At 64.5% G+C, this 24,460-nt stretch carries 23 protein-coding genes; 18 read left to right on the top strand and 5 right to left on the bottom strand.

Annotated elements, in window-relative coordinates; genetic code table 11:
• Positions 1–47: 47 nt before the first annotated feature.
• Positions 48–266 carry a hypothetical protein gene (locus ABIB95_RS02575; RefSeq protein WP_063984492.1) on the top strand — a complete coding sequence of 73 codons (219 nt, stop codon included), beginning with the start codon at positions 48–50 and terminating at the stop codon, positions 264–266.
• A 110-nt stretch (positions 267–376) separates the two neighbouring features.
• Entirely contained in the window at positions 377–1,435 is a 1,059-nt protein-coding gene (locus tag ABIB95_RS02570; protein ID WP_038941923.1) for a YeiH family protein, read from the top strand.
• 140 nt (positions 1,436–1,575) lie between these two features.
• Here the strand turns inward: ABIB95_RS02570 and ABIB95_RS02565 are convergent, their stop codons facing one another.
• From ABIB95_RS02565 to ABIB95_RS02545, 5 genes are all read right to left on the bottom strand, one after another.
• Positions 1,576–2,448 carry an ABC transporter ATP-binding protein gene (locus ABIB95_RS02565; protein WP_354237801.1) on the bottom strand — a complete coding sequence of 291 codons (873 nt, stop codon included), beginning with the start codon at positions 2,446–2,448 and terminating at the stop codon, positions 1,576–1,578.
• Positions 2,445–3,356 carry an ABC transporter permease gene (locus ABIB95_RS02560; RefSeq protein ID WP_187387763.1) on the bottom strand — a complete coding sequence of 304 codons (912 nt, stop codon included), beginning with the start codon at positions 3,354–3,356 and terminating at the stop codon, positions 2,445–2,447. The genes ABIB95_RS02565 and ABIB95_RS02560 overlap by 4 nt, the downstream gene beginning before the upstream one ends.
• Positions 3,353–4,774, bottom strand: coding sequence for an ABC transporter substrate-binding protein (locus tag ABIB95_RS02555; protein WP_354237800.1), 1,422 nt, complete (start codon positions 4,772–4,774; stop codon positions 3,353–3,355). The genes ABIB95_RS02560 and ABIB95_RS02555 overlap by 4 nt, the downstream gene beginning before the upstream one ends.
• Before the next feature lie 165 nt (positions 4,775–4,939).
• Entirely contained in the window at positions 4,940–5,713 is a 774-nt protein-coding gene (locus ABIB95_RS02550; RefSeq protein WP_354237799.1) for a Crp/Fnr family transcriptional regulator, read from the bottom strand.
• Between the two features lie 192 nt (positions 5,714–5,905).
• Positions 5,906–6,202, bottom strand: coding sequence for a gamma-butyrobetaine hydroxylase-like domain-containing protein (locus ABIB95_RS02545; RefSeq protein ID WP_354237852.1), 297 nt, complete (start codon positions 6,200–6,202; stop codon positions 5,906–5,908).
• 206 nt (positions 6,203–6,408) lie between these two features.
• Here ABIB95_RS02545 and ABIB95_RS02540 point away from each other — a divergent pair, with 206 nt between their 5' ends.
• From ABIB95_RS02540 to mmsB, 16 genes are all read left to right on the top strand, one after another.
• On the top strand, positions 6,409–7,182 hold the full coding sequence (locus tag ABIB95_RS02540) for a ferredoxin--NADP reductase (RefSeq protein ID WP_354237798.1): 774 nt from the start codon (positions 6,409–6,411) through the stop codon (positions 7,180–7,182).
• A 100-nt stretch (positions 7,183–7,282) separates the two neighbouring features.
• Entirely contained in the window at positions 7,283–9,025 is a 1,743-nt protein-coding gene (locus tag ABIB95_RS02535) for a fumarate reductase/succinate dehydrogenase flavoprotein subunit (protein WP_354237797.1), read from the top strand.
• A 31-nt stretch (positions 9,026–9,056) separates the two neighbouring features.
• The gene (locus ABIB95_RS02530) at positions 9,057–9,290 is read left to right on the top strand and encodes a 4Fe-4S dicluster domain-containing protein (protein ID WP_008141081.1); all 234 of its coding nucleotides are present in this window, start codon (positions 9,057–9,059) and stop codon (positions 9,288–9,290) included.
• Positions 9,291–9,292: 2 nt separating this feature from the next.
• The gene (locus ABIB95_RS02525) at positions 9,293–10,270 is read left to right on the top strand and encodes a HEAT repeat domain-containing protein (protein ID WP_354117028.1); all 978 of its coding nucleotides are present in this window, start codon (positions 9,293–9,295) and stop codon (positions 10,268–10,270) included.
• Positions 10,271–10,402: 132 nt separating this feature from the next.
• Positions 10,403–11,575 (top strand): fumarylacetoacetate hydrolase family protein, encoded by a 1,173-nt coding sequence (locus ABIB95_RS02520; protein ID WP_354237796.1) that lies wholly within the window; start codon positions 10,403–10,405, stop codon positions 11,573–11,575.
• A 460-nt stretch (positions 11,576–12,035) separates the two neighbouring features.
• Positions 12,036–13,001: a galactofuranose ABC transporter, galactofuranose-binding protein YtfQ gene (ytfQ, locus tag ABIB95_RS02515; RefSeq protein ID WP_063984486.1), complete on the top strand. Its 966-nt coding sequence runs from the start codon at positions 12,036–12,038 to the stop codon at positions 12,999–13,001.
• Between the two features lie 119 nt (positions 13,002–13,120).
• Positions 13,121–14,665 carry a sugar ABC transporter ATP-binding protein gene (locus ABIB95_RS02510; RefSeq protein ID WP_354237795.1) on the top strand — a complete coding sequence of 515 codons (1,545 nt, stop codon included), beginning with the start codon at positions 13,121–13,123 and terminating at the stop codon, positions 14,663–14,665.
• The gene (locus ABIB95_RS02505) at positions 14,662–15,654 is read left to right on the top strand and encodes an ABC transporter permease (RefSeq protein WP_071915511.1); all 993 of its coding nucleotides are present in this window, start codon (positions 14,662–14,664) and stop codon (positions 15,652–15,654) included. Before ABIB95_RS02510 ends, ABIB95_RS02505 begins: the two co-directional genes overlap by 4 nt.
• The gene (gene yjfF, locus ABIB95_RS02500) at positions 15,651–16,631 is read left to right on the top strand and encodes a galactofuranose ABC transporter, permease protein YjfF (RefSeq protein ID WP_354237794.1); all 981 of its coding nucleotides are present in this window, start codon (positions 15,651–15,653) and stop codon (positions 16,629–16,631) included. The genes ABIB95_RS02505 and yjfF overlap by 4 nt, the downstream gene beginning before the upstream one ends.
• Complete coding sequence (locus ABIB95_RS02495; protein WP_354237793.1) at positions 16,628–17,380, top strand: FadR/GntR family transcriptional regulator; 753 nt, start codon at positions 16,628–16,630, stop codon at positions 17,378–17,380. Before yjfF ends, ABIB95_RS02495 begins: the two co-directional genes overlap by 4 nt.
• A complete protein-coding gene (locus tag ABIB95_RS02490) occupies positions 17,377–18,303 on the top strand; it encodes a Gfo/Idh/MocA family protein (RefSeq protein ID WP_354237792.1) in 927 nt (308 codons plus the stop codon). The genes ABIB95_RS02495 and ABIB95_RS02490 overlap by 4 nt, the downstream gene beginning before the upstream one ends.
• 2 nt (positions 18,304–18,305) lie before the next feature.
• Positions 18,306–19,382, top strand: a complete 1,077-nt coding sequence (locus tag ABIB95_RS02485) for an aldose epimerase family protein (RefSeq protein ID WP_354237791.1) — start codon at positions 18,306–18,308, stop codon at positions 19,380–19,382.
• Entirely contained in the window at positions 19,382–20,260 is an 879-nt protein-coding gene (locus ABIB95_RS02480; protein ID WP_354237851.1) for an SMP-30/gluconolactonase/LRE family protein, read from the top strand. Before ABIB95_RS02485 ends, ABIB95_RS02480 begins: the two co-directional genes overlap by 1 nt.
• A 73-nt stretch (positions 20,261–20,333) precedes the next feature.
• On the top strand, positions 20,334–21,407 hold the full coding sequence (gene chvE / locus ABIB95_RS02475; protein WP_063984479.1) for a multiple monosaccharide ABC transporter substrate-binding protein: 1,074 nt from the start codon (positions 20,334–20,336) through the stop codon (positions 21,405–21,407).
• Positions 21,408–21,476: 69 nt separating this feature from the next.
• Complete coding sequence (mmsA, locus tag ABIB95_RS02470) at positions 21,477–23,054, top strand: multiple monosaccharide ABC transporter ATP-binding protein (RefSeq protein ID WP_354174880.1); 1,578 nt, start codon at positions 21,477–21,479, stop codon at positions 23,052–23,054.
• Complete coding sequence (gene mmsB, locus ABIB95_RS02465) at positions 23,051–24,241, top strand: multiple monosaccharide ABC transporter permease (RefSeq protein WP_063984477.1); 1,191 nt, start codon at positions 23,051–23,053, stop codon at positions 24,239–24,241. Before mmsA ends, mmsB begins: the two co-directional genes overlap by 4 nt.
• Positions 24,242–24,460: the final 219 nt, after the last annotated feature.

Below are 24,460 nucleotides of genomic sequence, written 5' to 3'. Positions count from 1 at the left end.
GGGCCGAAACGACGACATTCCATTCAGAATTTGATGGATTGACGGTCATGGAACGCACCGGATTTGAGCCCTTCGGCGAGCAGCTGGTGTCCGCAACGGACACCCAGCCGAGATCGCGCGCGTCAAAGCTCCTGCTCCGGGCCGGCACCACGGTGTTTTGGTCGCTGGTCGCGGGGATCGTGCTCGCGCGTGCGGCCTTCTTCGAGCCGGGCGTCTATGACAGCTTCAGCCGCGTCGCCTCGCTCGCCAAAAGCCTGATCTTCTGAGCCGATTATTCCGGGCTGAGCATAGAACTTCCCTCGGCCCTGATATGCCGAAAACTTATTCCCCAATCGGACGGCACTGCGTATAAATATTTCTCCTCTGGGAGAGATTTGTGTCGCAGAATCAAGCATCCAACCCGGCCGACGCCAAGCCAACCACTGTCGTGAGCCGTATCGCGGCGCTGATTCCGGGAATCCTCCTGTGCATCGCCGTGGCCGGTATCTCGGCCTTGCTCGAACGGGCCGAGCTGGGTGTCTTCGAGCACCCCTATGTCGAAGCGCTGGTGATGGCGATCCTGCTTGGGATGGCGCTGCGCAGCTTCTGGAAACCGGCGCCGCGCTGGCAGGCCGGCATCGCCTTCAGCGCCAAACAGCTGCTCGAAGTTGCGGTCATGCTGCTGGGGGCCTCGATCAGTTTCGCCGCCATCGCGGCTTCCGGCGTGGCGCTGCTGGCATCGATCGCCGCGGTCGTCGTGATCGCGCTCTGCGTCTCCTTCGGCCTCAGTCGCATGCTGGGCCTGTCGACGCGGCTCTCGATCCTGATCGCCTGCGGCAATTCCATCTGCGGCAATTCCGCGATCGCCGCCGTGGCGCCGATCATCGGTGCCAACAACGACGAGATCGCGTCCTCGATTTCCTTTACGGCGATCCTTGGCGTGATGATGGTGCTGGGCCTGCCGCTGCTGATTCCGCTGCTGCAATTGTCGGCCACGCAATATGGCATCCTCGCAGGCCTGACCGTCTATGCGGTGCCGCAGGTGCTTGCGGCAACGGTCCCGGCCGGGCTCGTCTCGACGCAGATCGGCACGCTCGTGAAGCTGATGCGCGTGTTGATGCTCGGGCCCGTCGTCGTCGGTCTCTCCCTGGTCGCCTCGCGCTGGCAGACCGGCGCCAAGAAATCCAATGTCGGCTTCTTCCGCCTGGTCCCCTGGTTCATCCTCGGCTTCCTTGCGCTGGCGACCCTGCGCTCGCTGGAGATCGTGCCGGGCACGGTGGTCGGGCCGGTGACGAAGATCACGAGCTTCCTGACGGTGGTCTCGATGGCCGCGCTCGGCCTCGGCGTCGACGTGAAGGTGCTGGCGAATGTCGGGGGCCGGGTGACGGCTGCCGTGACACTGTCGCTGATGCTGCTGCTCGGCATCAGCATCGCGCTGGTGCACTGGTTCAAGTGAGGGGAGCAAGGTGCCGTAGGGTGGGCAAAGGCGCGAAGCGACGTGCCCACCGTTCGGCTCAGCGTGCGACCAAGATGGCGGGCACGCTTCGCTTTGCCCACCCTACGAGATCGTCGTCCCCACAAGCGGGGCGAGGTGAATCAAATCACATCCGCCAGCGAATGCCCATGCAGCTCGATGTTGAGCCCTTGCATGCCCATGTCGCTGATCTCGCCGCCCATCGCCTTCAGGCTCTCCTCGCGGATTAGTGACATCAGCCCGCGACGGAGCGCCAAAAACTCCGACGACATCATCATCGATTGCTGCCGCGGCCGCTCCAGCGGGATCGGGATCTCCGCCTTGATCGAGCCGGGGCGGGCGGTCATGCAATAGACGCGGTCGGAGAGGAAGATCGCCTCGTCGATGTCGTGGGTGACGAACAGCACCGAGATCTTCAGCCGTTGCCACATGTTGGTGAGGATCTGCTGCATGATGACGCGGGTCTGCGCGTCGAGCGCGCCAAACGGCTCGTCGAGCAGCAGCACCTTCGGTCCCGTCGCGAGCGCGCGGACGATGCCGACGCGCTGCTTCATGCCGCCGGAGAGTTTTTCCGGATAATGCTTTTCGAAGGCCTCGAGCCCCGCGAGCCCGAGCAGCGTGCGCGCCGCGCGCTCGCGCTGGGAGCGCGGCATGCCGCGCATCTTCAGGCCGAACTCGACGTTCTCCCGCACCGTCTTCCACGGAAACAGCGAATATTGCTGAAACACCATGCCGCGCTCGGCGCTGGGGCCATTCACACGCTCGCCGTCAACCGTGACTACACCGGTGGACGGCTTGAGGAAACCCGCGACTGCGTTGAGCAGCGTCGACTTTCCGCAGCCGGAGGGCCCGACGATCGAGACGAACTCGCCGGGCTTCACATGAATTTGCGTGTCGGTGACGGCCTGAACCGGCCCCTCGATGCTTTCATAGCTGAGGGAGAAATTCCTGACCTCGATATGGCCCTGCGGTGCTTTGGTCAGAATTTCGTTCATTTCAGCCTCCACGGCATCACCAACTGCCCGGCACCCCTGATAAGCAGGCTCGATCCAAGGCCAAGCACGCCGATCGCGATCATGCCGAGCGCGATGTCGGCATATTGGACAAGGGAATAGGCCTCCCAGGTGAAGTAGCCGATGCCGTACTGGCCCGAAATCATCTCGGCGGCGATCAGCGACACCCAGGCCACGCCCATGCCGACGGTGAGGCCGGTGAAGATGTGCGGCATCGAAGCTGGAAAATAAACCTCGCGGAAAATCGACCGTTCCCGCGCGCCGAGACATTGCGCGGCGCGCACCAGCACGGGATCGACCAGCGACATGCCATGCAGCGTGTTGACCAGGATCGGGAAGAACGCACCGAGGAAGGTGATGAAGACGATGCTCTGCTCGTTGGTCGGCCAAAGCATGATCGCCATCGGCACCCAGGCGATTGCCGGGATCGGCCGCAGCACCTCGGCGACCGGGAAGATGATCTCGTGCACCAGCTTGAAGCGGCCCATGATCAGGCCGAGCGGCACGCCGACCACCGCCGCGAGCGAGAAGCCGAACAAGATGCGCCGGCAGCTCAAGAGGATGTGCAGCAGGAATTTGGGATCGTGGATCGCCTTGGTGAAGCTGGCATAGACCGCGAGCGGCGAGGGCACGTTGGTGAAACGCACGAAGAACACGACGCGATAGGTCGTGAGCAGGTGCCAGACCAGCAGGAAGGCGAGCAGCGATATGATGCCGATCGCCGTCGCGCGTAGCCCCGCTCGATTGAGCCGGTACCAGCGCAGCGCAAGCGTGCCGAAGGAAGGCGGTGTCGCGGGCGGGAAGGGGGCGGGCACGGGGCCCGCCTCGGCGATTGCGGTTGCTGCCGGCATGCTGTCCTCGGGATGTCTGGCGAGGGCGGGACTGCTCACGTCTTGCCTCCGCCGACCGCCGCCTTCACCGCGTCGTCGAAGCCGAGCACCTTGCCGCTGATCTTGGCGGCGTAGGCTTCGGCGTCCTTCTTCAGCAGGAAGGGCGCGACCTCGCCGTTGCCGACCGCGAAGAAGGCCTGGTCGGCGAACAGCTTGATTCCACGGGTGGTGTCGAAGACGTAGGCGACGTTGATCTTCTTGCCCTTGGCCTTGAGGTCGGCATAGGCCCCTAACGTGCATGCTGCGGAAGCAAACGGCAGGATACCGGCATCGTCGACCCAGACCTCGCCGGCCTTGCGCGGGTCGGTGATCGGCTTCTTGCAGAACGAGTCTTCGCCCGTGATCTCGTAATTCCTGGTGCTCGCAAGCTGGGTGTCATAGTCGAGTTTCATCTCGGCATAGGCCTTGCGGATGTAGGAATCATCCACCCACTTCTTCGGATCGAACTCCTTCATGCGGCCGAGATTCTGCAGCACCTTGACGTCGGTCGCGGCCGCGTCGATCAGCGCCGGCTTCACTGTGGGATCGGTGGTCATGTTGCCGCTGGGACCGAGGAAGATGTAGACGACTTCCTTGTTGATGCCGGTCCACTCCTGGATCTTTTCTGCGGCGAGCTTGGGATCGTCGCGCAGCCACTGGTCGGCGGCGATCAGCGCCTTGAAGTAGGCAACGACGACCTCAGGGTATTTCTCGGCGAAATCGGTGCGGGCCACGATGCCGTGGAAGGTCGGCAGGTTGGTCTCGACGCCGTCAAAGATTTTTCGCGCAAAGCCGCGGAACGGCAACAGCTCGGCGAAGGGGACGAAATCGGCGTGCGCGTCGATCTTCTTCTCCTGCAGATTGGTCGAGCCGACCTCCGGGCTCTGGCTGACGAGCTGGAAGAAGTCGGAGGCGTAACCGCGGTCCTGCATCGCCTTCAGCACCATGCCGTGCGCGGCCGAGCCGAACGGCACGCTGACGAGCTTGCCCTTGAGATCGGCGAGATCGTAATAGGGCGAGTCCTTGTGGACCACGAGCCCGTTGCCGGAGCCGGACAGGCTGTAGGCGGCCACGCCGATCAGGCGGCTCTTGCTCTCCGGATTGCTCTCGAAGGTGAAGCCGTTCACGATCAGCGGATAGTCGCCCATCATGCCGATCTGGAGTTTGTTCGCCATCATCGCGTTGGTGACGGGTGGGCCGGAGGTGAAATTCTGCCACTCCAGCTCGAACTTGATGTTGGCGTATTTGCCGTCCTTCGGCAGATATTTCTCGAGGAGATGCAGCTGCCGGATGACGACGCCGGCGGTCACCGTGTTGGTCGTGGTGTCCTGCGTTCCGATGCCGAGGGTGACGGTTTCCGCCAGGGCCGGCTGCGCGATCAGAAGCGCCAGCGAGGTCACCGACATCGCGATCGAGAGCGTGGGAAGATGGCGGACCATTCTCATCCTCATTCGGTTGGATGTGCTGTGGTTGCCATGATTGGGTGAGGCCGCGGGCAGGGCAAATCCGGAGTGACCGTCGCAGTCGATTAGTTGCCGGGAAAAGCTGATTGCATACTCCTTGAGCAGTCCTGCACTATAAAGCCGCTTGCCTGTGCATCGACCCTAGTCGCCGCTCTGGCCGCGCATCTCCTCGAGAGCGTCGGCCCGGCACACCACGATCTGCGAGCGCTTGGTGACGACGATTCCCTTCTCCTGCATCCGTTTCAGGCTGATCGTGACCCATTGCCTGGTAGCACCGACCATGTGGGCGATGTCGGCATGGGTGAAGGCCGCCGCGATCACCCGGCCGTCGGCATCCTCGACACCGTAGAGCTCGACCAGATGCAGCAGAAGATGCGCGAGGCGCTGGGTGATCGAGCGCGTTCCCAGCATCTGCGCCAGTGCCGAATAGCATTTGCCCTTGAAGGTGAGGCCTTCAATGAGGCCGATGGCGAGGTTCGGGATCTCCACGGCAAGGGACCGCAGCTCCTTTCCGGGCAGGTGCACGACGCTGCAATTGCTGGATGCGACGCCGGACCATTGATGCACGGTGCCCTCGAACACTTCGGGCCCGCCGACGAAATTACCGACATGCCAGTAGGCCAGCGTGATCTCGCGTCCGAGCGGCGAAGTGTAGAACACGCGGATGCGGCCGCTCTCGATCAGCCAGATGCCGTCATGCTTGCCGCCCTGGCTGAACAGCGTCTGGCCGCGGTTGAGCACCTTTCGCCGGCCCTGCTTCAGCACCAGCTCCCGCTCGCGCGGCGTGAGCTTGTCCATCAGCGGTGGCGGTCCGCCGATCCATTGCTGGTTCTCGGTCAGCAGCAGCGAGGAGCCGCCGGCAGGCCGGACCGTTGCGGGAACCGTCCCGCGAACCACATTGGCCGCCTGCAACATCGTCTGCCTCCGGAACGTTCAAATCGTTCTAAAGAGGAGCAATGTCCGTGCCAATCACTCCGCCGTCATCGCCCGACTTAATCGGGCGATCCAGTATTCCAGAGACGTCAATGGGATACGGAGGGGCCGCGGCGTACTGGATTCCCCGCTTTCGCGGGGAATGACAGCGGAGCAAGGGGAACGGTCGAGGCCCTACCGCCCCGCCAAGCTCAACAAATACGGCTTCGGATAAATCCCCCTGTTATGCCCATCCGAAAACGAGATGTTCAGCCCGTAGCCGAGATCGCCGATCTCGGTGATGGCGATGCCGGGAAAGCGTTCGGGGAAGCGATCGTCGAAGCGGGCGCGGGTGCAGTGGGCGCATTTGCAGGAGAGGCGGAGCTGCTCGGCAGCAATCCTTACCACGTCGTCCTGCGTGGTGCGCACGACGAGCGTCGCGAGATCGGCGCTGGCTTCGTAGTCGGCCACAGTCGGCGCCACCAAGGTCATGGTCATGACAAACCTCCAGCTTCTTTCTATGTCGGCGCGGGCGCGCACGAATAGCAACTAATTGCCGGCGCGGACGCGTGGCCGTCTGCCTCCTCTTCGGTCATCGCCACCAAATGTGAAACTAATCGACCGGGAATTTCACTTCCGAATTGCCGGGCTCTGCTCTCTCCGAAACCTTGTGCGCCAACGATGGCTGAGGAGCGAGCATGAGCGCATTTCAGAAGGAAACGGTTTTGTCGGTCCGGCACTGGACCGATTCCCTGTTCAGCTTCACCGCGACGCGCGATCCCGGCTTTCGCTTCCAGAACGGCCAGTTTGCGATGATCGGGCTCGAAGTCGAGGGCAAGCCGTTGATGCGGGCCTACAGCATGGCGAGCGCCAATCACGAGGAGGCGCTCGAGTTCTTCTCGATCAAGGTGCAGGACGGTCCGCTAACCTCGCGTCTCCAGAAGATCCGGGAGGGCGACATCATCCTGGTCGGCCGCAAGGCGACGGGCACGCTGATCACCGGCAACCTCATTCCGGGCAAACGCCTGCTGCTGCTTTCGACCGGCACCGGCCTCGCGCCCTTCGCCAGCCTGATCAAGGACCCCGACGTCTATGAGAATTACGAGACCATCGTGCTCGCCCATGGCTGCCGCCAGATTTCGGAACTCGCCTATGGCGAGCGCCTCGTCGACGGCCTGCGCAATCACGAGTTCTTCGGCCCCCTGATCCGCGACAAGCTCGTCTACTACCCGACCGTCACCCGCGAGCCGTTCAAAAACCGCGGCCGCATCACCGACCTGATCGCCTCCAATCAGCTGTTCGACGACATCGGCCAATCCGGTCTCGATATCGAGACCGACCGCATCATGCTGTGCGGCAGCCCGGCGATGCTCGAGGAATTGCCCGCGATGTTTGCCGCGCGCGGCTTTGTCGAGGGCAACCACAGCCAGCCCGGCCATTTCGTCATTGAAAAGGCCTTCGTCGAGCGCTGAGGCGCAAATCGCGTCCCGGCGACAACTAATTGCTATCGCCGGAACGCCCTCTGAACAAATCTGATGCAAAGGCGCCGGACCGGCGAACCAGGAGCAAGTGATGGCATTAGATGAGATCGTCGACGGACTTTCGGAGGTTTCCTGCGACGTGCTCGTCATCGGCGGCGGCACGGCCGGCCCGATGGCAGCGCTGAAAGCAAAACTGAAGAACCCGAAGGCCAATGTCGTCCTGCTCGAAAAGGCCAACGTCAAGCGCTCCGGCGCGATCTCGATGGGCATGGACGGGCTCAACAACGCCGTCATCCCCGGCTACGCCACGCCGGAGCAGTACACCAAGGAAATCACCATCGCTAATGACGGCATCGTCGATCAGAAGGCGGTCTATAAATACGCGCAGAACTGCTACAAGATCATCGAGGAGCTCGACAGCTTCGGCATCCGCTTCCTGAAGAACGAGAACGGCGACTACGCCGTGAAGAAGGTGCACCACATCGGCACCTATGTGCTGCCGATGCCGAACGGCGAGACGGTCAAGAAAGCGCTCTATCGTCAGCTCCGCCGCGCCCGCATCCTGATCTCCAACCGCTACATGGCGACGCGGCTGCTGAAATCCGCCGACGGCCGCATCGCCGGCGCGATAAGCGTCAACACCCGCACCGCCGAAATCCTGGTGATCAAGGCCAAGGCCGTGATCCTCTGCATGGGCGCCGCCGGCCGCCTCGGTCTGCCGACCTCCGGCTACATGTTCGGCACCTACGAGAACGCCGCCAATTCCGGCGACGGCTATGCCATGGCCTATCACGCCGGCGCCGCGCTCGCGAACCTCGAATGCTACCAGATCAATCCGCTGATCAAGGATTATAACGGCCCGGCCTGCGCCTATGTCGCCGGTCCCTTCGGCGCCTTCACCGCCAACAACGAGGGATCACGCTTCATCGAGTGCGATTACTGGTCCGGCCAGATGATGCTGGAATTCTACAACGAGTTGCTGTCAGGCAAGGGCCCGGTGTTCCTCCAGCTCAAGCATCTCCATCCCGACACCATCTCGGAGATCGAATCCACGCTGCACAAGGTCGAGCGTCCGACGCGCGGCCTGTTCCAGCAGGGGCGCGGGGTCGATTACCGCAGCGAGTCGATCGAGATGCACATCTCCGAGATCGGCTTCTGCTCCGGCCACAGCGCCTCCGGTGTGTTCGTCGACGATAATGCGCGCACGACGGTGCCCGGCCTCTATGCTGCCGGCGATATGGCGAGCGTGCCGCACAATTACATGCTGGGCGCCTTCACCAACGGATCGGTCGCCGGCATCGACGCGATGGAGTTCGCCGACAACCACGACTTTGCAGAGTTCGATGCGGCCGATGTCGCCAGGGAGCGTGACCGCGTGCTTGCGCCGACCAAACGCGAGGACGGCATTCCGCCGAACCAGGTCGAGTACAAGACCCGCCGCCTCGTCAACGACTATCTCCAGCCGCCGAAGGTCACGCGCAAATACGAGCTCGGCATGCGCCGCCTCGCCGAGACGCGGCAGGACATGCAGGAACACATGATCGCGCGCAATGCGCACGAGCTGCTTCGTGCGCTCGAAGTACAGTCGATCATGGATTGCGCCGACATGGCGGTGCACGCCTCGTTGTACCGCGAGGAGAGCCGCTGGGGCCTCTATCACTGGCGCACGGATTTCCCGGAGAAGGACAACGAGAACTGGTTCTGCCACACGCTGCTCTCCAAGCAGAACGGCAAGATGACCAGCGAGAAGCGCGCCGTGGAGCCCTATGTTGTGCCGATCGCCGACGACGAGAAGGACCTCTACGACAAGCAGCGCATCCGCGCCTCCGCCTGATCCACCGCAACATCGCAACAGGAGACATAAAATGCCTCTCGCGTCCTATCAGACATCCGTTCCGGTGGTCGTCGACGACGCCAAATGCATCGCCGACAAGGGCTGCACCGTGTGCGTCGATGTCTGCCCGCTCGACGTGCTCCGCATCAGCGACATGACCGGCAAGGCCTACATGGCCTATGACGAGTGCTGGTACTGCATGCCCTGCGAGGCCGATTGTCCGACCGGCGCCGTCACCGTCAACATTCCCTATCTGTTGAGGTGATCATGTCGAGCCCGTTCGAATCCTATGACGACCTCGAAGACGCCGACGAGCGGCTTCAGGCCGCCGATCCCGCCGAGCGCCGCGTCGCCATCATTGCGCTCGGTCACTCCGGCGATCCCGCAGCCGTCGCGCATCTCGCCAACATGGTCGCCGATCCCGACGCGGGCGTGCGCCAGCAGGTCGCGATGGCGCTGGGCGAGTTCGACGGGCCGGAGGCCGCGAGTGGGCTGGTCAAGCTGCTGGTCGATCCCGAAAGAATCGTGGCGGCGGCCGCGGCCGACAGCATGGCCGAGTTCAAGGATCCGGCCTGCGCCGAGATCATCCTGCCGCTGGTCAAGCACGCCCATGCCTTCGTCCGCATGGGCGCGCTGCGCGCGCTGAAGGAGCTGCGCTGCAAGGACACGCTGAAGCCGGCGCTGGAAGCGCTCCTGGATCAAGATGCGGCCGTTCGTGTGCAGGCGATCGGCGTGATCGGCTTCCTCAAGCTGGAGGAATCCATCCCCGCGCTGACCGCGCTGATCAACGATCCCGACGCCCATGTGCGCCGCGCCGCGGTAAGCGCGCTGGCGTTCTCGCAGCTGAAGCCCGCGGCCGAGACGATCACACGCGGGCTGAAGGACTCGGACTGGATGGTGCGCGAGATGGCCGCGGAAACGCTGGGCCTCAACGTCAACGGTTCGCTCGCGGCCGATCAGCTTGTCGGCTCGCTCGCCGACGAGTTCTGGCAGGTGCGGCTGAAGGCGATCCGCAGCCTCGGCAAGATGAAGATCGAGCGCGCGGTACGCCCGATCGGCAATTGCATCAACCACGACCAGGCCAATTTGCGGAAGGAGGCGGCGGCGGCGCTTGGTGAGATCGCCCATCCCGACGGCGAGGCGTTCCTGGCCGTCATCGCCGACGATGCCGACCCTGACGTTCGCAAGAACGCGCGCTGGGCGCTCCAGCAGATCGCGGCGCGCAAAGCGCGAGCAGGCGCATAAAGGCCCGGGCAGGGGCATAGCGGCTCTTCGCTGCCGGTCTGGACTTCCCCTGCCAGACGTTTATTGGTCTTCGCCAATGGGATCGGCTGCTATTTCAGCGTGGCCGATCCGAGAAAGAGCGAGGACGCGGCCATGACGACACTGTCTGTTAGAGATCTTCTCCCCGAAGATGGAACGAAGGGGACGCTGGTCGGCCGCGTCTGGCTGCCGCAGGCGAACGGCCCGGCCGTTGTCGCCGTCCGTGGAGACGGCGTCTTCGACGTCACCGCTAAGTTTCCGACCGTCAGCGCGCTCTGCGAGGAAGACAATCCGGCCAAGGCGCTCGCCGCGGTCAAGGGCGAGCGCATCGGCGATCTCGAAGCGATCGTGGCCAACACGGCGCCAGATGGGCGCGATCCGGAAAAGCCGTGGCTGCTTGCGCCCCCCGATCTCCAGACCCTGAAGGCCGCCGGCGTCACCTTTGCCATCTCGATGCTGGAGCGCGTCATCGAAGAGCGGGCCAAGGGCAATCCGGCATCGGCCGAAGCGATCCGGAAAGAAGTGACGCGGCTGATCGGCGACGATCTGTCGAAGCTCAAGCCGGGCTCCGACCAGGCGATGCATTTGAAGCAGGTGCTGATCGATCAGAACGCCTGGAGCCAATATCTCGAAGTCGGCATCGGTCCGGATGCCGAGGTCTTCACGAAGGCTCCGACCTTGTCCTCGGTCGGCACCGGCATGGATGCCGGGCTGCATCCGAAATCGACCTGGAACAATCCCGAGCCCGAGCTGGTGCTGTTCGTCTCGAGCCGCGGCAAGATCGTCGGCGGCGCACTCGGCAACGACGTCAATCTGCGCGACTTCGAGGGGCGTTCGGCGCTGCTGTTGTCGAAGGCCAAGGACAACAACGCCTCCTGCGCGATCGGTCCGTTGCTGCGCCTGTTCGACGACACCTTCACACTCGACGACGCCCGCAAGCTCGACATCAGCCTGAACGTGAAGGGCGCGGACGGTTTCGTTCTCGATGGCCATTCCTCGATCAGCATGATCAGCCGCGATCCCACGGACCTCGTCGAGCAGACGATCGGCAAGGTGCATCAATACCCCGATGGCTTCGTGCTGTTTCTCGGTACGATGTTCGCGCCGGTCAAGGATCGCGATGCGCCGGGGCAGGGGTTCACCCACAAGCGCGACGACATCGTCACGATCGCAGCGCCCCAGCTCGGCAAGCTCATCAACCGCATGCGCACCAGCGACGAGTGCGAGCCGTGGACGTTTGGAATCGGCGCGCTGATGAAGAGCCTCGCGCAACGGAAGCTGATCTAGCTCCGCTGCCCTTCGCCTCTCCCCGCACCCGGGGAGAGGCCGGATTGCATCGAAGACGCAGTCTGGGTGACGCGGACTCTCCACGAGTCGATTTGGTCGACCTACGCCGAACTCTATCCACACCGTCATTGCGAGCGCAGCGAAGCAATCCAGAGTCCCTCCGTGGACAGTTTCTGGATTGCTTCGCTGCGCTCGCAATGACGCGGAGGAGAGATTGCGAGCCGCACACACTCCTTCATCTCCCCGTTGCATCCAGGGAACAAAATCGCGGTGGGCGTGTCATAGAAACCGTCGATCCCGCCAAATCGAAGTTTTGCGCTAATAGTCAAATAATATGACTAGTCGGAACTCATCTTCCGTGAAATAGTCCCTCCCGCCGCCTAAAGGGCCGGCCTGCGGGTGCCATGCTACCAATCGGCGCCCGAGATAACACAAGATGACTTCTTGGGAGACACGCCTGATGACCCTCAAAGCCCTCTTTGCGGCCAGCGCCACGGCCGCGTTGCTGCTCGCGCTGCCGGCTAGCGCCGCCGAGCTCACCATCGGCTTCTCGCAGATCGGATCGGAATCCGGCTGGCGCGCAGCCGAGACGTCGGTCTCCAAGCAGGAGGCTGCCAAGCGAAAGGTCAATCTCAAGATCGCCGACGCGCAGCAGAAGCAGGAGAACCAGATCAAGGCGATCCGCTCCTTCATCGCGCAGAACGTCGATGCGATCTTCCTTGCACCCGTAGTCTCGACCGGTTGGGACTCGGTGCTGAAGGAGGCCAAGGAGGCCAAGATCCCGGTCGTGCTGCTCGACCGCGACATCGATCCCTCCGGCAAGGAGCTCTATCTCACCGCCGTGACCTCCGACAGCGTGCACGAAGGCGAGGTTGCTGGCGACTGGCTGGCCAAGACCGTGGGCGGCAAGGCCTGCAACGTCGTCGAATTGCAGGGCACGGTCGGCGCCAGCGTCGCCGCCAACCGCAAGAAGGGCTTTGACACCGCCATTGCCAAGCATGCGAACCTGAAAGTGGTGCGCAGCCAGACCGGCGACTTCACCCGTGCCAAGGGCAAGGAGGTGATGGAGAGCTTCATCAAGGCCGAAGGCGGCGGCAAGTCGATTTGCGCGGTCTACGCGCACAATGACGACATGATGGTCGGCGCGATCCAGGCGATGAAGGAAGCCGGCCTCAAGCCGGGCAAGGAGATCCTCACCGTCTCGATCGACGCGGTCCCCGACATCTTCAAGGCCATGGCCGCCGGCGAGGCCAATGCCACCGTCGAGCTGACGCCGAACATGGCCGGCCCCGCGCTCGATGCCGTCGCGGCCTTCAAGGACAAGGGCACCGTTCCGCCCAAGTGGATCCAGACCGACTCCAAGCTCTATACAGCGGCTGACGATCCGCAGAAGATCTACGACAGCAAGAAGGGCCTCGGTTACTGAGGCGGCGCAGCGCCGGACCGCTCCCCCGTGGTCCGGCGCATCCCCCTTCGAAACCGTTGCGCGAACGAATAGGCTGGGTGTCCGCAGCATAAGCGGACGCCGGTGGGAGTGACGTCGTTATGGAGAACAGCCCCGATCCTGCTCCTTCCCTGCTGGAGGTGCGCGGGATCAGCAAAAGCTTCGGTGCTGTGCGTGCGTTGCAGGAGGTCGACTTCACGCTTCGTGCCGGCGAGATTCATGCGTTGCTTGGCGAGAACGGCGCAGGCAAATCCACGATGATCAAGGTGATCACCGGCGTATTCCCGCGCGATGCCGGCATCGTCCGGCTTGGCGGTGAAGAGGTCGCGCCGCGCTCGGCCAAGGCCGCACTCCAGGCCGGCATCGCCACGGTCTACCAGGAGGTCAATCTGCTACCGAATCTCTCGGTCGCGCAGAACCTGTTCCTCGACCGACAGCCGATGCGCTTCGGCATCGTACGTGAAGGCGAGATGCGGCGTCGCGCCAAGGCGCTTCTCACGGACTTCGGCCTCGATATCGACGTCGCCGCGCCGCTCGGCAGCTATTCCGTCGCCATCCAGCACGTCACCGCGATTGCGCGGGCCGTCGATCTCTCCGCGCGCGTGCTGATCCTGGACGAGCCCACCGCGAGCCTCGACCGTCACGAGGTCGAGATTCTCTTTGGCATCATGCGTCAGCTCGCCAAGCGCGGCATCGGCATCGTATTCGTCAGTCACTTCCTCGATCAGGTCTACGAGATCTCCGACCGCATCACGGTGTTGCGCAACGGCCGCCTGGTCGGTGAGCGCGAGACCGCATCGTTGCCGCGGCTCGAGTTGATCCGGATGATGCTCGGCCGCGAGCTGGCCGAGACCACCAGCGCCCGCGCGTCGGCGGGAGAGCATCGGGCGCGCGAGGTCTGCGCGAGTTTCGAGAACTACGGCAAGGCCGGCTATGTCGCGCCGTTCAATCTCGAGCTGCGCCATGGCGAGGTCGTGGGTCTCGCCGGCCTGCTCGGCTCGGGCCGGACCGAGACGGCGCGGCTGGTGTTCGGCGCCGAGCGCGCCGATGGCGGGCAGGCGAGGGTGGAGGGGGCGCCCGTGCGGCTGCAATCGCCACGCGACGGCGTGCGCCACGGTTTTGGCTATTGCCCGGAGGAACGCAAGACCGACGGCATCGTCGCCGAGCTCACCGTGCGCGAGAACATCGTGCTCGCGCTCCAGGCCAAGCGCGGCCTGCACCGGCCGCTGTCGCGCCGCGAGCAGGACGAAATCGCAGGCCGCTACGTCAAGATGCTCGACATCCGCCCGCCCGATCCGGAGCGCGCCGTGGGGCTGCTGTCCGGCGGCAATCAGCAGAAGGTGCTGCTGGCGCGCTGGCTCGCGACCTCGCCGCGCCTCCTCGTGCTGGACGAGCCGACTCGCGGGATCGACGTCGGCGCGCATGCCGAGATCATCCGCCTGATCCGCGAGCTCTGCGACGACGGGCTGGCGCTGCTCGTGATCTCCTCCGAGCTGGATGAGATCGTGACCTATTCCGACCGCGTCGTCGTGCTGCGCGACCGCGCCCATGTCGAGGAGCTCGCGGGCGAGGCGATCGACGTCGGCAACATCCTCGCGGCCATCGCCGCCGATGGCGCCGCTGTCGCGCATGAGGGCCGGGCATGACAGCGCTGTTGCCGCGCCGCGGCCTTGCCCAGATCCTCGCGTTGATCGTCATCCTGGCGGTCGATCGCATCGTGTCACCGCAATTCTTCGATCTGCGTCTCCAGGACGGCCGGCTGTTCGGCAGCCTGATCGACGTGCTCAACCGCGGCACGCCGGTGGCGTTGCTTTCGCTCGGCATGGTGCTGGTGATCGCGACGCGCGGCATCGATCTGTCGGTCGGTGCGGTCATGGCCATCTCGGGCGCGATCGCGGCGAGCCTTGCCGACACGCACAGTCTGGCCGTGGTCCTCGCGGCCGCGCTCGGCGCTGGCCTGATCTGCGGATTGTGGAATGGATTTCTCGTTGCGGTGCTCGGCATGCAGCCGATCGTGGCGACGCTGATCCTGATGGTGGCGGGACGCGGCATCGCGCAGCTCATTACCGAGGGGCGCATCGTGACCTTCTCCTCGCCGGATCTGGTCTGGCTTGGCAATGGCGCGGTGCTCGGCGTGCCGATGCCGGTCGTGATCGCCCTGGGCATGCTGATTCTCACCGGCGCGGTGGTGCGCGGCTCGGCGCTCGGACTGCTGATCGAGGCGACCGGCGGCAACGCGCGGGCGAGCGAGCTTGCCGGCGTCGGCACGCGTGCGATGATCCTGGCTGTCTACGTCTGGTGCGGCATCTGCGCCGCGCTCGCCGGCGTGATCGCGGCGGCCGACATCATGGGCGCGGATGCCAACAATGCCGGCCTCTGGCTCGAGCTCGACGCCATCCTCGCGGTGGTGATCGGCGGCACCTCCCTGTTCGGCGGCCGTTTCAGCCTCGTGCTGGCCGTGCTCGGTGCGTTGATCATCCAGACCATGAACACCGGCATTCTGCTGTCGGGCTATCCACCGGAGTTCAATTTGCTGGTCAAAGCGGTGGTGGTGATGACGGTGCTGCTGCTGCAATCGCCGAAATTTTCGGGGATTGCCGGGATCGCCGCGCGGCTGCGGAGGTCCAAAGCATGAAAGGCCTGCCGCCCGTCCTCATCACCGCTATCGTGCTGGTTGCCGGCTTTGCGCTCTGCGCCGTGCAATTCCCCAACATCGCCTCCACCCGCGTGGTCGGCAATCTCCTCACCGACAACGCCTTTCTCGGCATCGTCGCGACCGGCATGACCTTCGTTATCATCTCCGGCGGCATCGACCTCTCGGTCGGCTCGGTGGTCGGTTTTACCACGGTGTTCGTGGCGCTTGCGATCGAGCGCTGGGGCGTGCCGCCGCTGCTTGCCTTCGTCGCGATCCTCGCGCTCTCGGCGGCCTTCGGAGCGGCGATGGGCGCGGTGATCCATGTCTTCGACCTGCCGCCGTTCATCGTGACGCTGGCGGGGATGTTCCTGGCCCGCGGCGCGAGCTTCCTGCTCTCGACGGAATCGGTGCCGATCACCGCGCCGGTCTATTCCACCGTGTCGGACTTCGCGCTGCGGATGCCCGGCGGAGGGCGATTGACGGCGATTGCCATCATCATGCTCGTGATCGTGACCGGCGGCGCCTTGCTGCTGCATCTCACCCGGTTCGGCGCCAATGTCTATGCGCTCGGCGGCAGCCGGGCGACCGCGAGCCTGATGGGCGTTGCCGTCGGCAAGATGACGGTGAGGATCTACATGCTGTCGAGCCTGCTCGCGGGCATCGCCGGCATCGTGTTCTCCTTCTACACCAGCGCCGGCTACTCGCTCTCCGCGGTCGGCGTCGAGCTCGACACCATCGCGGCCGTCGTGATCGGCGGCACGCTGCTCACGGGCGGGCAGGGCTCGGTGATCGGCACCTTCCTCGGCGTGCTGATCCAGGGCCTGATCCAGACCTACATCAATTTCGACGGAACGCTGTCGAGCTGGTGGACCAAGATAGCGACCGGCGTGCTATTGTTCGCTTTCATCGCCTTGCAGCAGGGGCTGGTCGCGCTCGCGCGGCGGCCGGCGGCGAAGCGCGCAGGAGCAGCCACATGACGTCGCGCATCGTCGTCATCCCGACGCGCCGGGCTCACTCCAACCATGCGGAAGTGGCCCGCTCGATCGGCGTCGACATCATCGCCGGCCGCTACGCCGAGGGAACGCGCCTGCCTGGTGATGCCGAGATGATTGCGATGTTCGGCGTGTCGCGGCCGGTGCTGCGCGAGAGCGTGAAGACCCTGGTCGCCAAGGGGCTGCTCACCACCAAGGCCCGCGTCGGCACAGTCGTACGCGAGCGCGCCGCCTGGAACATGTTCGACGCCGACGTGCTGGCCTGGCATCTCGACGCCGGCATCGACAAGCGCTTCCTCAACGATCTCGCCGAGATTCGCCTCGCAGTCGAGCCGCGCGCGGCCATGCTGGCGGCGGCGCAGCGGTCCGAGGACGACCTCGTCGAGCTCCGTCGTTGCATGGACCGCATGCGGTTTGAGGCTTCCGATTCCGTCGGCTTTGCCGACGCCGACCTCGCGCTCCATGTTGCGGTGGCGCGCGCGTCGGGCAATCTGTTCATGCGCTCGATCGGACACGTCATCGAGGCCGCCCTGCGCGCCTCCTTCCTGCTCAGCGCACCGGTCGAGCCGGAGGACCGCGACACCGTGCTGCTCTGGCACCAGAAGATCGTCGATGGCATCGCCGCCGGCGACGCCCAGACCGCCTCGGAAGCGATGGTTTATGTCATTCACAACGGTATGCGCCGCCACGAGGCCGAGGCGCTGCCGTCCGCGGATATTGGAGAAAAAGCGTGACCGAACTTCGCATTGCCATCGTCGGCTTCGGCAAGATCGCGCGCGACCAGCATGTCGGTGCGATTGCTGCGACGGCGGGCGCGACGCTCGCGGCCGTCGCGAGCCGCAACGCATCGCTGCCAGGCGTGCCGCATTTTGCGACCATCGAGGAACTGCTGGAAAAGGGACCGCCGATCGATGCCGTCTCGCTCTGCACGCCGCCGCAGGTACGGCGCGCCCAGGCCGCCGCGGCGCTCGCTGCCGGCAAGCACGTGATGCTGGAGAAGCCGCCCGGCACCGGCGTTGCCGAGCTCGACCCGCTGATCGCGATGGCGGAGGAGGCCAAGCGAACGCTGTTTGCGACCTGGCATTCGCGCTATGCGCCGGCGGTCGAGCCGGCGCGCGCGTGGCTTCTCACGCGGCGGATCAAGTCAGTGCACATCAACTGGAAGGAAGACGTTCGCGTCTGGCATCCCGGGCAGGGCTGGATCTGGGAGCCGGGCGGGCTCGGCGTGTTCGATCCCGGCATCAACGCGCTCTCGATCCTGACCCGTATTCTGCCCCGGCCGGTGTTCGTCACCGCGGCCGAGCTGGCCTTTCCAGCCAATTGCCAGGCCCCGATCGCCGCGAACCTGACGCTGACCGACATTGGCGGCCTGCCTGTGACCGCCGAGTTCGATTTCCGCCAGACCGGACCGCAGAGTTGGGATATCCTCGTCGAAACGGACGAGGGCCGAATGACGTTGTCGGGCGGCGGCCGGCGCATGGCGATCGGCGGCGAGACCGTTGCCGAGGCGCCCGATCAGGAATATCGCGAGCTGTACGGGCGCTTCGTCAAGCTCACCGCGACCGGCGCGCGCGACGTCGACCTGGCGCCGCTGCGTCTCGTTGCCGATGCCTTCCTGCTCGGCAAGCGTAACATCGTCGAACCGTTTGTGGACTGAACATGGCTGGCTCAAAAATAACAAAAGACATCTTCGGTACGCTGCCGGACGGCCGCAACGTCGAGCGCATCGTGCTGCGCGCGGAGGGCGGGTTCGAAGCCCGCATCATCACCCATGGCGCGGTGATCCAGGCGCTCATCGCACCGGACGCCAAAGGCGGTTACGACGACGTCGTGCTCGGCCATGACGCGTTCGCCGGTTATCTCGCCGAACGAAAGTTCTTCGGTGCCACCGTCGGCCGCTACGCCAACCGCATTGCCAACGGACGATTTTCGCTGGACGGCGAAACGGTGCAGCTTCCGGTCAACAACGGTCCGAATGCGCTGCATGGTGGCCTCGACGGGTTCGATCGCAAGCTCTGGGAGATCGCCGCCATCGACGACGGCGCGGAGCCGGGCGTCACGCTCACCTATTCGAGCCCGCATGGCGAAGAAAACTATCCCGGCCGGCTCGACGTGCGCCTGACCTATCGCGTCACCGGCCCGGCCGAGCTGTCGTTGACGATGGAGGCGCGAACCGACCGTCCGACCATCGTCAACCTGACCAATCACAGCTTCTTCAATCTGGAAGGCGCGACCTCAGGCACGCCCATTCTCGACCACAAGCTGACGGTCGCCGCCGAGCATTTCCTCGCCATCGATCCCACCGCCATTCCGTTGCCTGAGCCGCCGCGCGCGGTGGCCGGAACGCCGTTCGACTTCCGCGACGGCGAGGCCGTCGGCGCGCGCATCCGCGAGAGCGATCAGCAATTGCGGAACGGCAAGGGCTACGACCATACCTACTGTCTCGGGCGTGACGGCAAGCTTGCTTTCGCGGCCCGGCTGGAGGCGCCGCGTTCGGGGCGCATCATGGAGCTCCTGACCAATCAGCCCGGCCTTCAGGTCTATTCCGGCAACTATCTCGACGGCACGATTTCGGGCAAGGGCGGCAAGCTCATCCGGCAGTCGGATGCCATGTGTCTCGAGCCGCACATCTGGCCGGATGCGCCGAACCGGCCGGATTTCCCGAGCCCGCGCCTCAATCCCGGCGAGGTCTACCGCCATCACACGGTCTATCGCTTTGGAGTGAGGACGCCATGATGGAAGAGGTGCCGACCTCGGTTCTCTCGGACGATCCATGCCATCTCGGCGAGGGGCCGACCTACGATTTGGCCACCGACACGGCCTGGTGGTTCGATATCCGCGAGGGGCGGCTGTTCGAGGCGAATCTCGACAGCGGCAGCATTCGCGTCCACGCGCTCGGCCGGATGGCGAGCGGTCTCGGGCGCATCGACGCCGAGCGCCAGTTGATCGTCGCCGAAGACGGCCTCTACATCCGCGAGCTCGCCGGCGGCGCGTTGACGCTGGTCTGTCCGCTTGAAGCCGACAATCCCGCGACGCGCTCCAACGATGCCCGTGTGCATCAGTCCGGCACGTTCTGGATCGGCACCATGGGCCGCAATGCGGAGGCAGGAGCGGGCGCGATCTACGCGTTCCATCGCGGCAAGATCTCGATGTTGTTCCCCCGCATCACCATTCCCAATTCGATCTGTTTTTCGCCGGACGGGGCGACCGGCTACTTCGCCGACACCGCGCGCGCCGTGCTCTACGCTGTTCCGCTTGATCCGGCGACCGGCTTGCCGCGAGGCGAGCCGGACGTTCTGTTGCGCCACACCGGCAGCGGGGGCCTCGACGGCTCGGTGTGCGACGTCGACGGGCAGATCTGGAACGCCTGCTGGGGTGCGGGCCGGATCGATGTCTACTCTCCGCAAGGCGAGCGCCTGCGCTCGCTGCGCGTGCCGGCAAAGCAGTCGAGCTGCCCGGCCTTCGTCGGCCCTGATCTGTCGCGCCTCCTCGTCACGTCGGCCTGGCAGGATATGGACGCGGCGGCGCGCGCCGCCGATCCGCAGGCCGGCTGCACTTTCCTGTTGCAGGCATCTGCGCGTGGCCGCGCTGAGCCTGACGTCAAGCTTGCATAGGAGGCTCGCAGCCGCACACGACCAACGTTCTCGACGAAACGAAGAAACAGTCTGACACCCAAGGGAGTAAAACATGCTGAAACTGAAGACGACATTCCTCGCGCTGGCGCTGGCCGGCGCAGCGACGATGGCCTCAGGCGTCACTGCCTCCGCCCAGGACAAGGCGACGGTTGGCATTGCCATGCCGACCAAATCGTCGGCGCGCTGGATCGACGACGGCAACAACATGGTCAAGGTGCTGAAGGAGCGGGGCTACAACACCGACCTGCAATATGCCGAGGACGACATCCCGAACCAGCTCTCGCAGGTCGAGAACATGGTGACCAAGGGTGCGAAAGCGTTGGTGATCGCGGCGATCGACGGCACCACGCTGTCCGACGTGCTCAAGCAGGCGAAAGCAAAAGGCATCACCGTGATCGCCTATGACCGGTTGATCCGCGGCACGCCGAACGTCGACTATTACGCGACCTTCGACAATTTCCAGGTCGGCGTGCTCCAGGCGGAGTCGCTCGTGCAGGGGCTTGGCCTCAAGGACGGCAAGGGCCCGTTCAACATCGAGCTGTTCGGTGGCTCGCCCGACGACAACAACGCCTACTTCTTCTACAACGGCGCGATGAGCGTGCTGAAGCCGTACATCGACAGCGGCAAGCTCGTCGTCGTCTCCGGCCAGATGGGCATGGACAAGGTCGCGACGCTCCGCTGGGACGGCGCCACCGCCCAGGCCCGCATGGACAATCTGCTCAGCGCCTACTACGGCAACAAGAAGGTCAACGCGGTGCTGTCGCCCTATGACGGCCTCTCGATCGGCATCATCTCCTCGCTGAAGGGCGTGGGCTACGGCAGCGCCGGCCAGCCGATGCCTGTTATCTCGGGCCAGGATGCCGAGGTGCCCTCGATCAAGGCGATGCTGCGCGGTGATCAGTACTCGACCATCTTCAAGGACACCCGCGATCTCGCCAAGGTGACCGCCGACATGGTCGACGCCGCACTCGCCGGCAAGCAGGTCACCGTCAACGACACCAAGACCTACGAGAATGGCGCCAAGACGGTGCCGTCCTATCTCTTGAAGCCGGTCGTGGTCTACAAGGACAATTGGGAGAAGACTCTGGTCGACAGCGGCTACTACAAGAAGTCGCAGTTCCAGTAAGCTTCTTTCTTTCCCCTCTCCCCGCAAGCGGGGAGAGGTGAACTAGCAGCGATCGAGGGATGTGAAATCATGACCGCCATGCTGGAGATGCGCAACGTCAGCAAGAGCTTTTCAGGCGTGCAGGCTCTGCGTGACGTGAACTTCTCGGTCGAGGCCGGGCAGATCCACGCGCTTGTCGGCGAGAACGGTGCCGGCAAATCCACACTGATGAAAGTGCTCAGCGGCGTCTACCCGGCCGGCAGCTACGAGGGCACCATCGTCTTCGAGGGCGAGGAGCGCCGCTTCCGCGACATCAACGATTCCGAGGCGCTCGGCATCATCATCATCCACCAGGAGCTGGCGCTGATCCCGCTGATGTCGATCGCGGAGAACATCTTCCTGTCGCATCCGCCGTCAAAATTCGGCGTCATCGATCGCGACGAGGTCTACCGGCGCACGCGCGAGCTGCTCGCGCAGGTCGGCCTGAAGGAATCGCCGGATACGCTGATCACCGACCTCGGCGTCGGCAAGCAGCAGCTGGTAGAGATCGCGAAGGCGCTGTCCAAGCGGGTGCGGATGCTGATCCTGGACGAGCCGACCGCGAGCCTCAACGAGGCCGACAGCGCCGCGCTGCTCGAACGCCTGATGGCCTTCCGCGAGCAGGGCATCGGCTCGATCCTGATCTCGCACAAGCTCAACGAGGTGGCCAAGGTCGCCGACCACATCACCGTGCTGCGCGACGGCCGCACCGTCGACAGCATCGACTGCCGCAGCGAGCCGATCCAGGAAGACCGCATCATCCGCAGCATGGTCAACCGCGATCTCGCCCATCGCTTTCCCGAGCGCAGTGCGAAGATCGGCGCGCCTGTCCTGACCGTCGAGAACTGGTCGGTCTATCACCCCATTCATCCCGAGCGGCAGGTGATCAAGAACGTCAATTTCGGCGTGAAGCGCGGCGAGGTCGTCGGCATTGCCGGGCTGATGGGCGCCGGCCGCACCGAGTTTGCCATGAGCCTGTTCGGCCGCTCCTGGGGCACCACTATCAGCGGCCGGATCCGGCTCGAGGGCAGGGAGATCGTGCTGCCGAGCGTCGCGGCTGCGATCGACGCCGGCCTTGCCTATGTCACCGAGGACCGCAAGCAGCTGGGCTTGATCCTGGCCGATGACGTCCGCAAGAACATCACGCTCGCCAGCCTCGACCAGGTCGCACCCGGCCGGGTGATCGACGACATCGCCGAGCTGAAGGTTGCCAGCGACTACCGGAGCCGCATGCGCATCCGCTGCTCCGACGTGTACCAGGAGACCGGCCAGCTCTCCGGCGGCAACCAGCAGAAAGTGGTGCTGTCGAAATGGCTGATGACCGATCCCAAGGTCCTGATCCTGGACGAGCCGACCCGGGGCATCGATGTCGGTGCCAAATACGAGATTTACTGTATCATCAACGAGCTTGCGGAGGCCGGGCGCGGCGTCGTGGTGATCTCCTCGGAGATGCCCGAGCTGCTCGGCATCTGCGACCGCATCTGCGTCATGAACGACGGCGCCTTCGTCGGGGAATTCAAGGGCGCAGAGGCGACGCAGGAGAAGATCATGCGCGCCATCATGCGCAACGAACGAAGCAACGGAAACGGCGTGCCTGAGGCCGCGGAGATGGGAGGATTGCAGCCATGACCGACAAGACGGTTTCGCTGCCCGAGGAGCGCCGGACCGGCAGCTTCATCAAGAACAATTTGCGCAATTACGGCATGCTGATGTCGCTGATCGCGATCATGCTGTTCTTCCAGGTCATGACCGGCGGCACGCTGCTCCAGCCGCTCAACCTGACCAATCTGGTGCTCCAGAACAGCTACATCGTCATCATGGCGCTCGGCATGCTGCTCGTGATCGTCACCGGCCACATCGACCTCTCGGTGGGGTCGGTCGCGGGATTCGTCGGCGCGGTCGCCGCCCTGCTGATGGTGACGTACAAGGTCGACTATACGCTCGCCTTCATCGCCTGCCTCGTGGTCGGCGCTGCGATCGGCGCGGCGCAGGGCTATTGGGTCGCCTATTTCAAGATACCGTCCTTTATCGTGACATTGGCCGGCATGCTCGTGTTCAAGGGACTTGCGCTCGCGGTGTTGCAGGGGCAGTCGCTCGGGCCGTTTCCGCCGACCTTCCAGAAATTGTCGTCGGGCTTCATTCCGGAGTTCCTGCCCGAAGCGGGCACGCTGCATCCGACCTCGATGCTGATCGGGGCGGTGCTGGCGCTGGGGCTGGTCTATGCCAGCGCCAAGAGCCGCGCGCGCGAGCAGTCGCACGGCATCGAGGTCGAGCCTTACGCGTTCTTCCTTGGCAAGAGCGTGGTGCTGGCCTGCGCCGTGCTCTACTTCACCTACCTGATCGCGACCTATCGCGGCCTGCCGAACGTGCTGGTGATCATGAGCGCCTTGATCGCGCTCTACGGCTTCGTCACCCGCCGCACCGTGATCGGCCGGCAGATCTATGCGGTCGGCGGCAACGCCAAGGCGGCAAGCCTGTCGGGCATCAAGACCGAACGGTTGACCTTCCTCACCTTCGTCAACATGGGCGTGCTCGCGGCTCTCGCCGGCCTCGTCTTTGCCGCGCGCCTCAACACCGCGACGCCGAAAGCGGGCCTCGGCTTCGAGCTCGACGTCATCGCTGCCTGCTTCATCGGTGGCGCCTCGGCCTATGGCGGCGTCGGCCGCGTCGGCGGCGCGGTGGTCGGCGCGATGATCATGGGCGTTATGAACAACGGCATGTCCATCCTCGGCATCGGCATCGACTATCAGCAGGTCATCAAGGGCCTGGTGCTGTTGGGCGCGGTGTGCATCGACGTGTATAATCAGCGGCGGTAGGCGCAAAATCACGTCGCGGGGGAGGCTCTGGCGCCGCCCCGCTAGGCGACTACCATTTTCGTCAATTTCGATCACGGCATCGCGACCGGAACCGATGCCTCGCGATGACCATGATTTGGGGACTAGATCCGGGGGGGCCGAGCAGGGCACGGGCAGGGCAGCACCAGTGGCGGCTCATATCCACGAGATGACAGACGATGAATTTGAGGGCCGGCTTCG

The sequence above is a fragment of the Bradyrhizobium sp. LA2.1 genome, assembly GCF_040547725.1.
GTDB classification, from domain to species: domain Bacteria; phylum Pseudomonadota; class Alphaproteobacteria; order Rhizobiales; family Xanthobacteraceae; genus Bradyrhizobium; species Bradyrhizobium barranii.
Note: the sequence above shows the minus strand (reverse complement) of the source record. Positions and strands in the feature narration are given on the sequence as shown.

Coding starts and splice junctions, on each gene's coding strand:
- ABIB95_RS02545 (WP_354237852.1), bottom strand. CDS start 6,202: ATGACCTTGGTGGCGCCGACTGTGGCCGACTACGAAGCCAGCGCCGAT.
- ABIB95_RS02575 (WP_063984492.1), top strand. CDS start 48: ATGGAACGCACCGGATTTGAGCCCTTCGGCGAGCAGCTGGTGTCCGCA.
- ABIB95_RS02530 (WP_008141081.1), top strand. CDS start 9,057: ATGCCTCTCGCGTCCTATCAGACATCCGTTCCGGTGGTCGTCGACGAC.
- ABIB95_RS02520 (WP_354237796.1), top strand. CDS start 10,403: ATGACGACACTGTCTGTTAGAGATCTTCTCCCCGAAGATGGAACGAAG.
- ABIB95_RS02485 (WP_354237791.1), top strand. CDS start 18,306: ATGGCTGGCTCAAAAATAACAAAAGACATCTTCGGTACGCTGCCGGAC.
- ABIB95_RS02505 (WP_071915511.1), top strand. CDS start 14,662: ATGACAGCGCTGTTGCCGCGCCGCGGCCTTGCCCAGATCCTCGCGTTG.
- ABIB95_RS02565 (WP_354237801.1), bottom strand. CDS start 2,448: ATGAACGAAATTCTGACCAAAGCACCGCAGGGCCATATCGAGGTCAGG.
- ABIB95_RS02535 (WP_354237797.1), top strand. CDS start 7,283: ATGGCATTAGATGAGATCGTCGACGGACTTTCGGAGGTTTCCTGCGAC.
- yjfF (WP_354237794.1), top strand. CDS start 15,651: ATGAAAGGCCTGCCGCCCGTCCTCATCACCGCTATCGTGCTGGTTGCC.
- ABIB95_RS02525 (WP_354117028.1), top strand. CDS start 9,293: ATGTCGAGCCCGTTCGAATCCTATGACGACCTCGAAGACGCCGACGAG.
- mmsA (WP_354174880.1), top strand. CDS start 21,477: ATGACCGCCATGCTGGAGATGCGCAACGTCAGCAAGAGCTTTTCAGGC.
- ABIB95_RS02550 (WP_354237799.1), bottom strand. CDS start 5,713: ATGTTGCAGGCGGCCAATGTGGTTCGCGGGACGGTTCCCGCAACGGTC.
- ABIB95_RS02495 (WP_354237793.1), top strand. CDS start 16,628: ATGACGTCGCGCATCGTCGTCATCCCGACGCGCCGGGCTCACTCCAAC.
- ABIB95_RS02480 (WP_354237851.1), top strand. CDS start 19,382: ATGGAAGAGGTGCCGACCTCGGTTCTCTCGGACGATCCATGCCATCTC.
- chvE (WP_063984479.1), top strand. CDS start 20,334: ATGCTGAAACTGAAGACGACATTCCTCGCGCTGGCGCTGGCCGGCGCA.
- ytfQ (WP_063984486.1), top strand. CDS start 12,036: ATGACCCTCAAAGCCCTCTTTGCGGCCAGCGCCACGGCCGCGTTGCTG.
- ABIB95_RS02555 (WP_354237800.1), bottom strand. CDS start 4,774: ATGGTCCGCCATCTTCCCACGCTCTCGATCGCGATGTCGGTGACCTCG.
- ABIB95_RS02540 (WP_354237798.1), top strand. CDS start 6,409: ATGAGCGCATTTCAGAAGGAAACGGTTTTGTCGGTCCGGCACTGGACC.
- ABIB95_RS02510 (WP_354237795.1), top strand. CDS start 13,121: ATGGAGAACAGCCCCGATCCTGCTCCTTCCCTGCTGGAGGTGCGCGGG.
- mmsB (WP_063984477.1), top strand. CDS start 23,051: ATGACCGACAAGACGGTTTCGCTGCCCGAGGAGCGCCGGACCGGCAGC.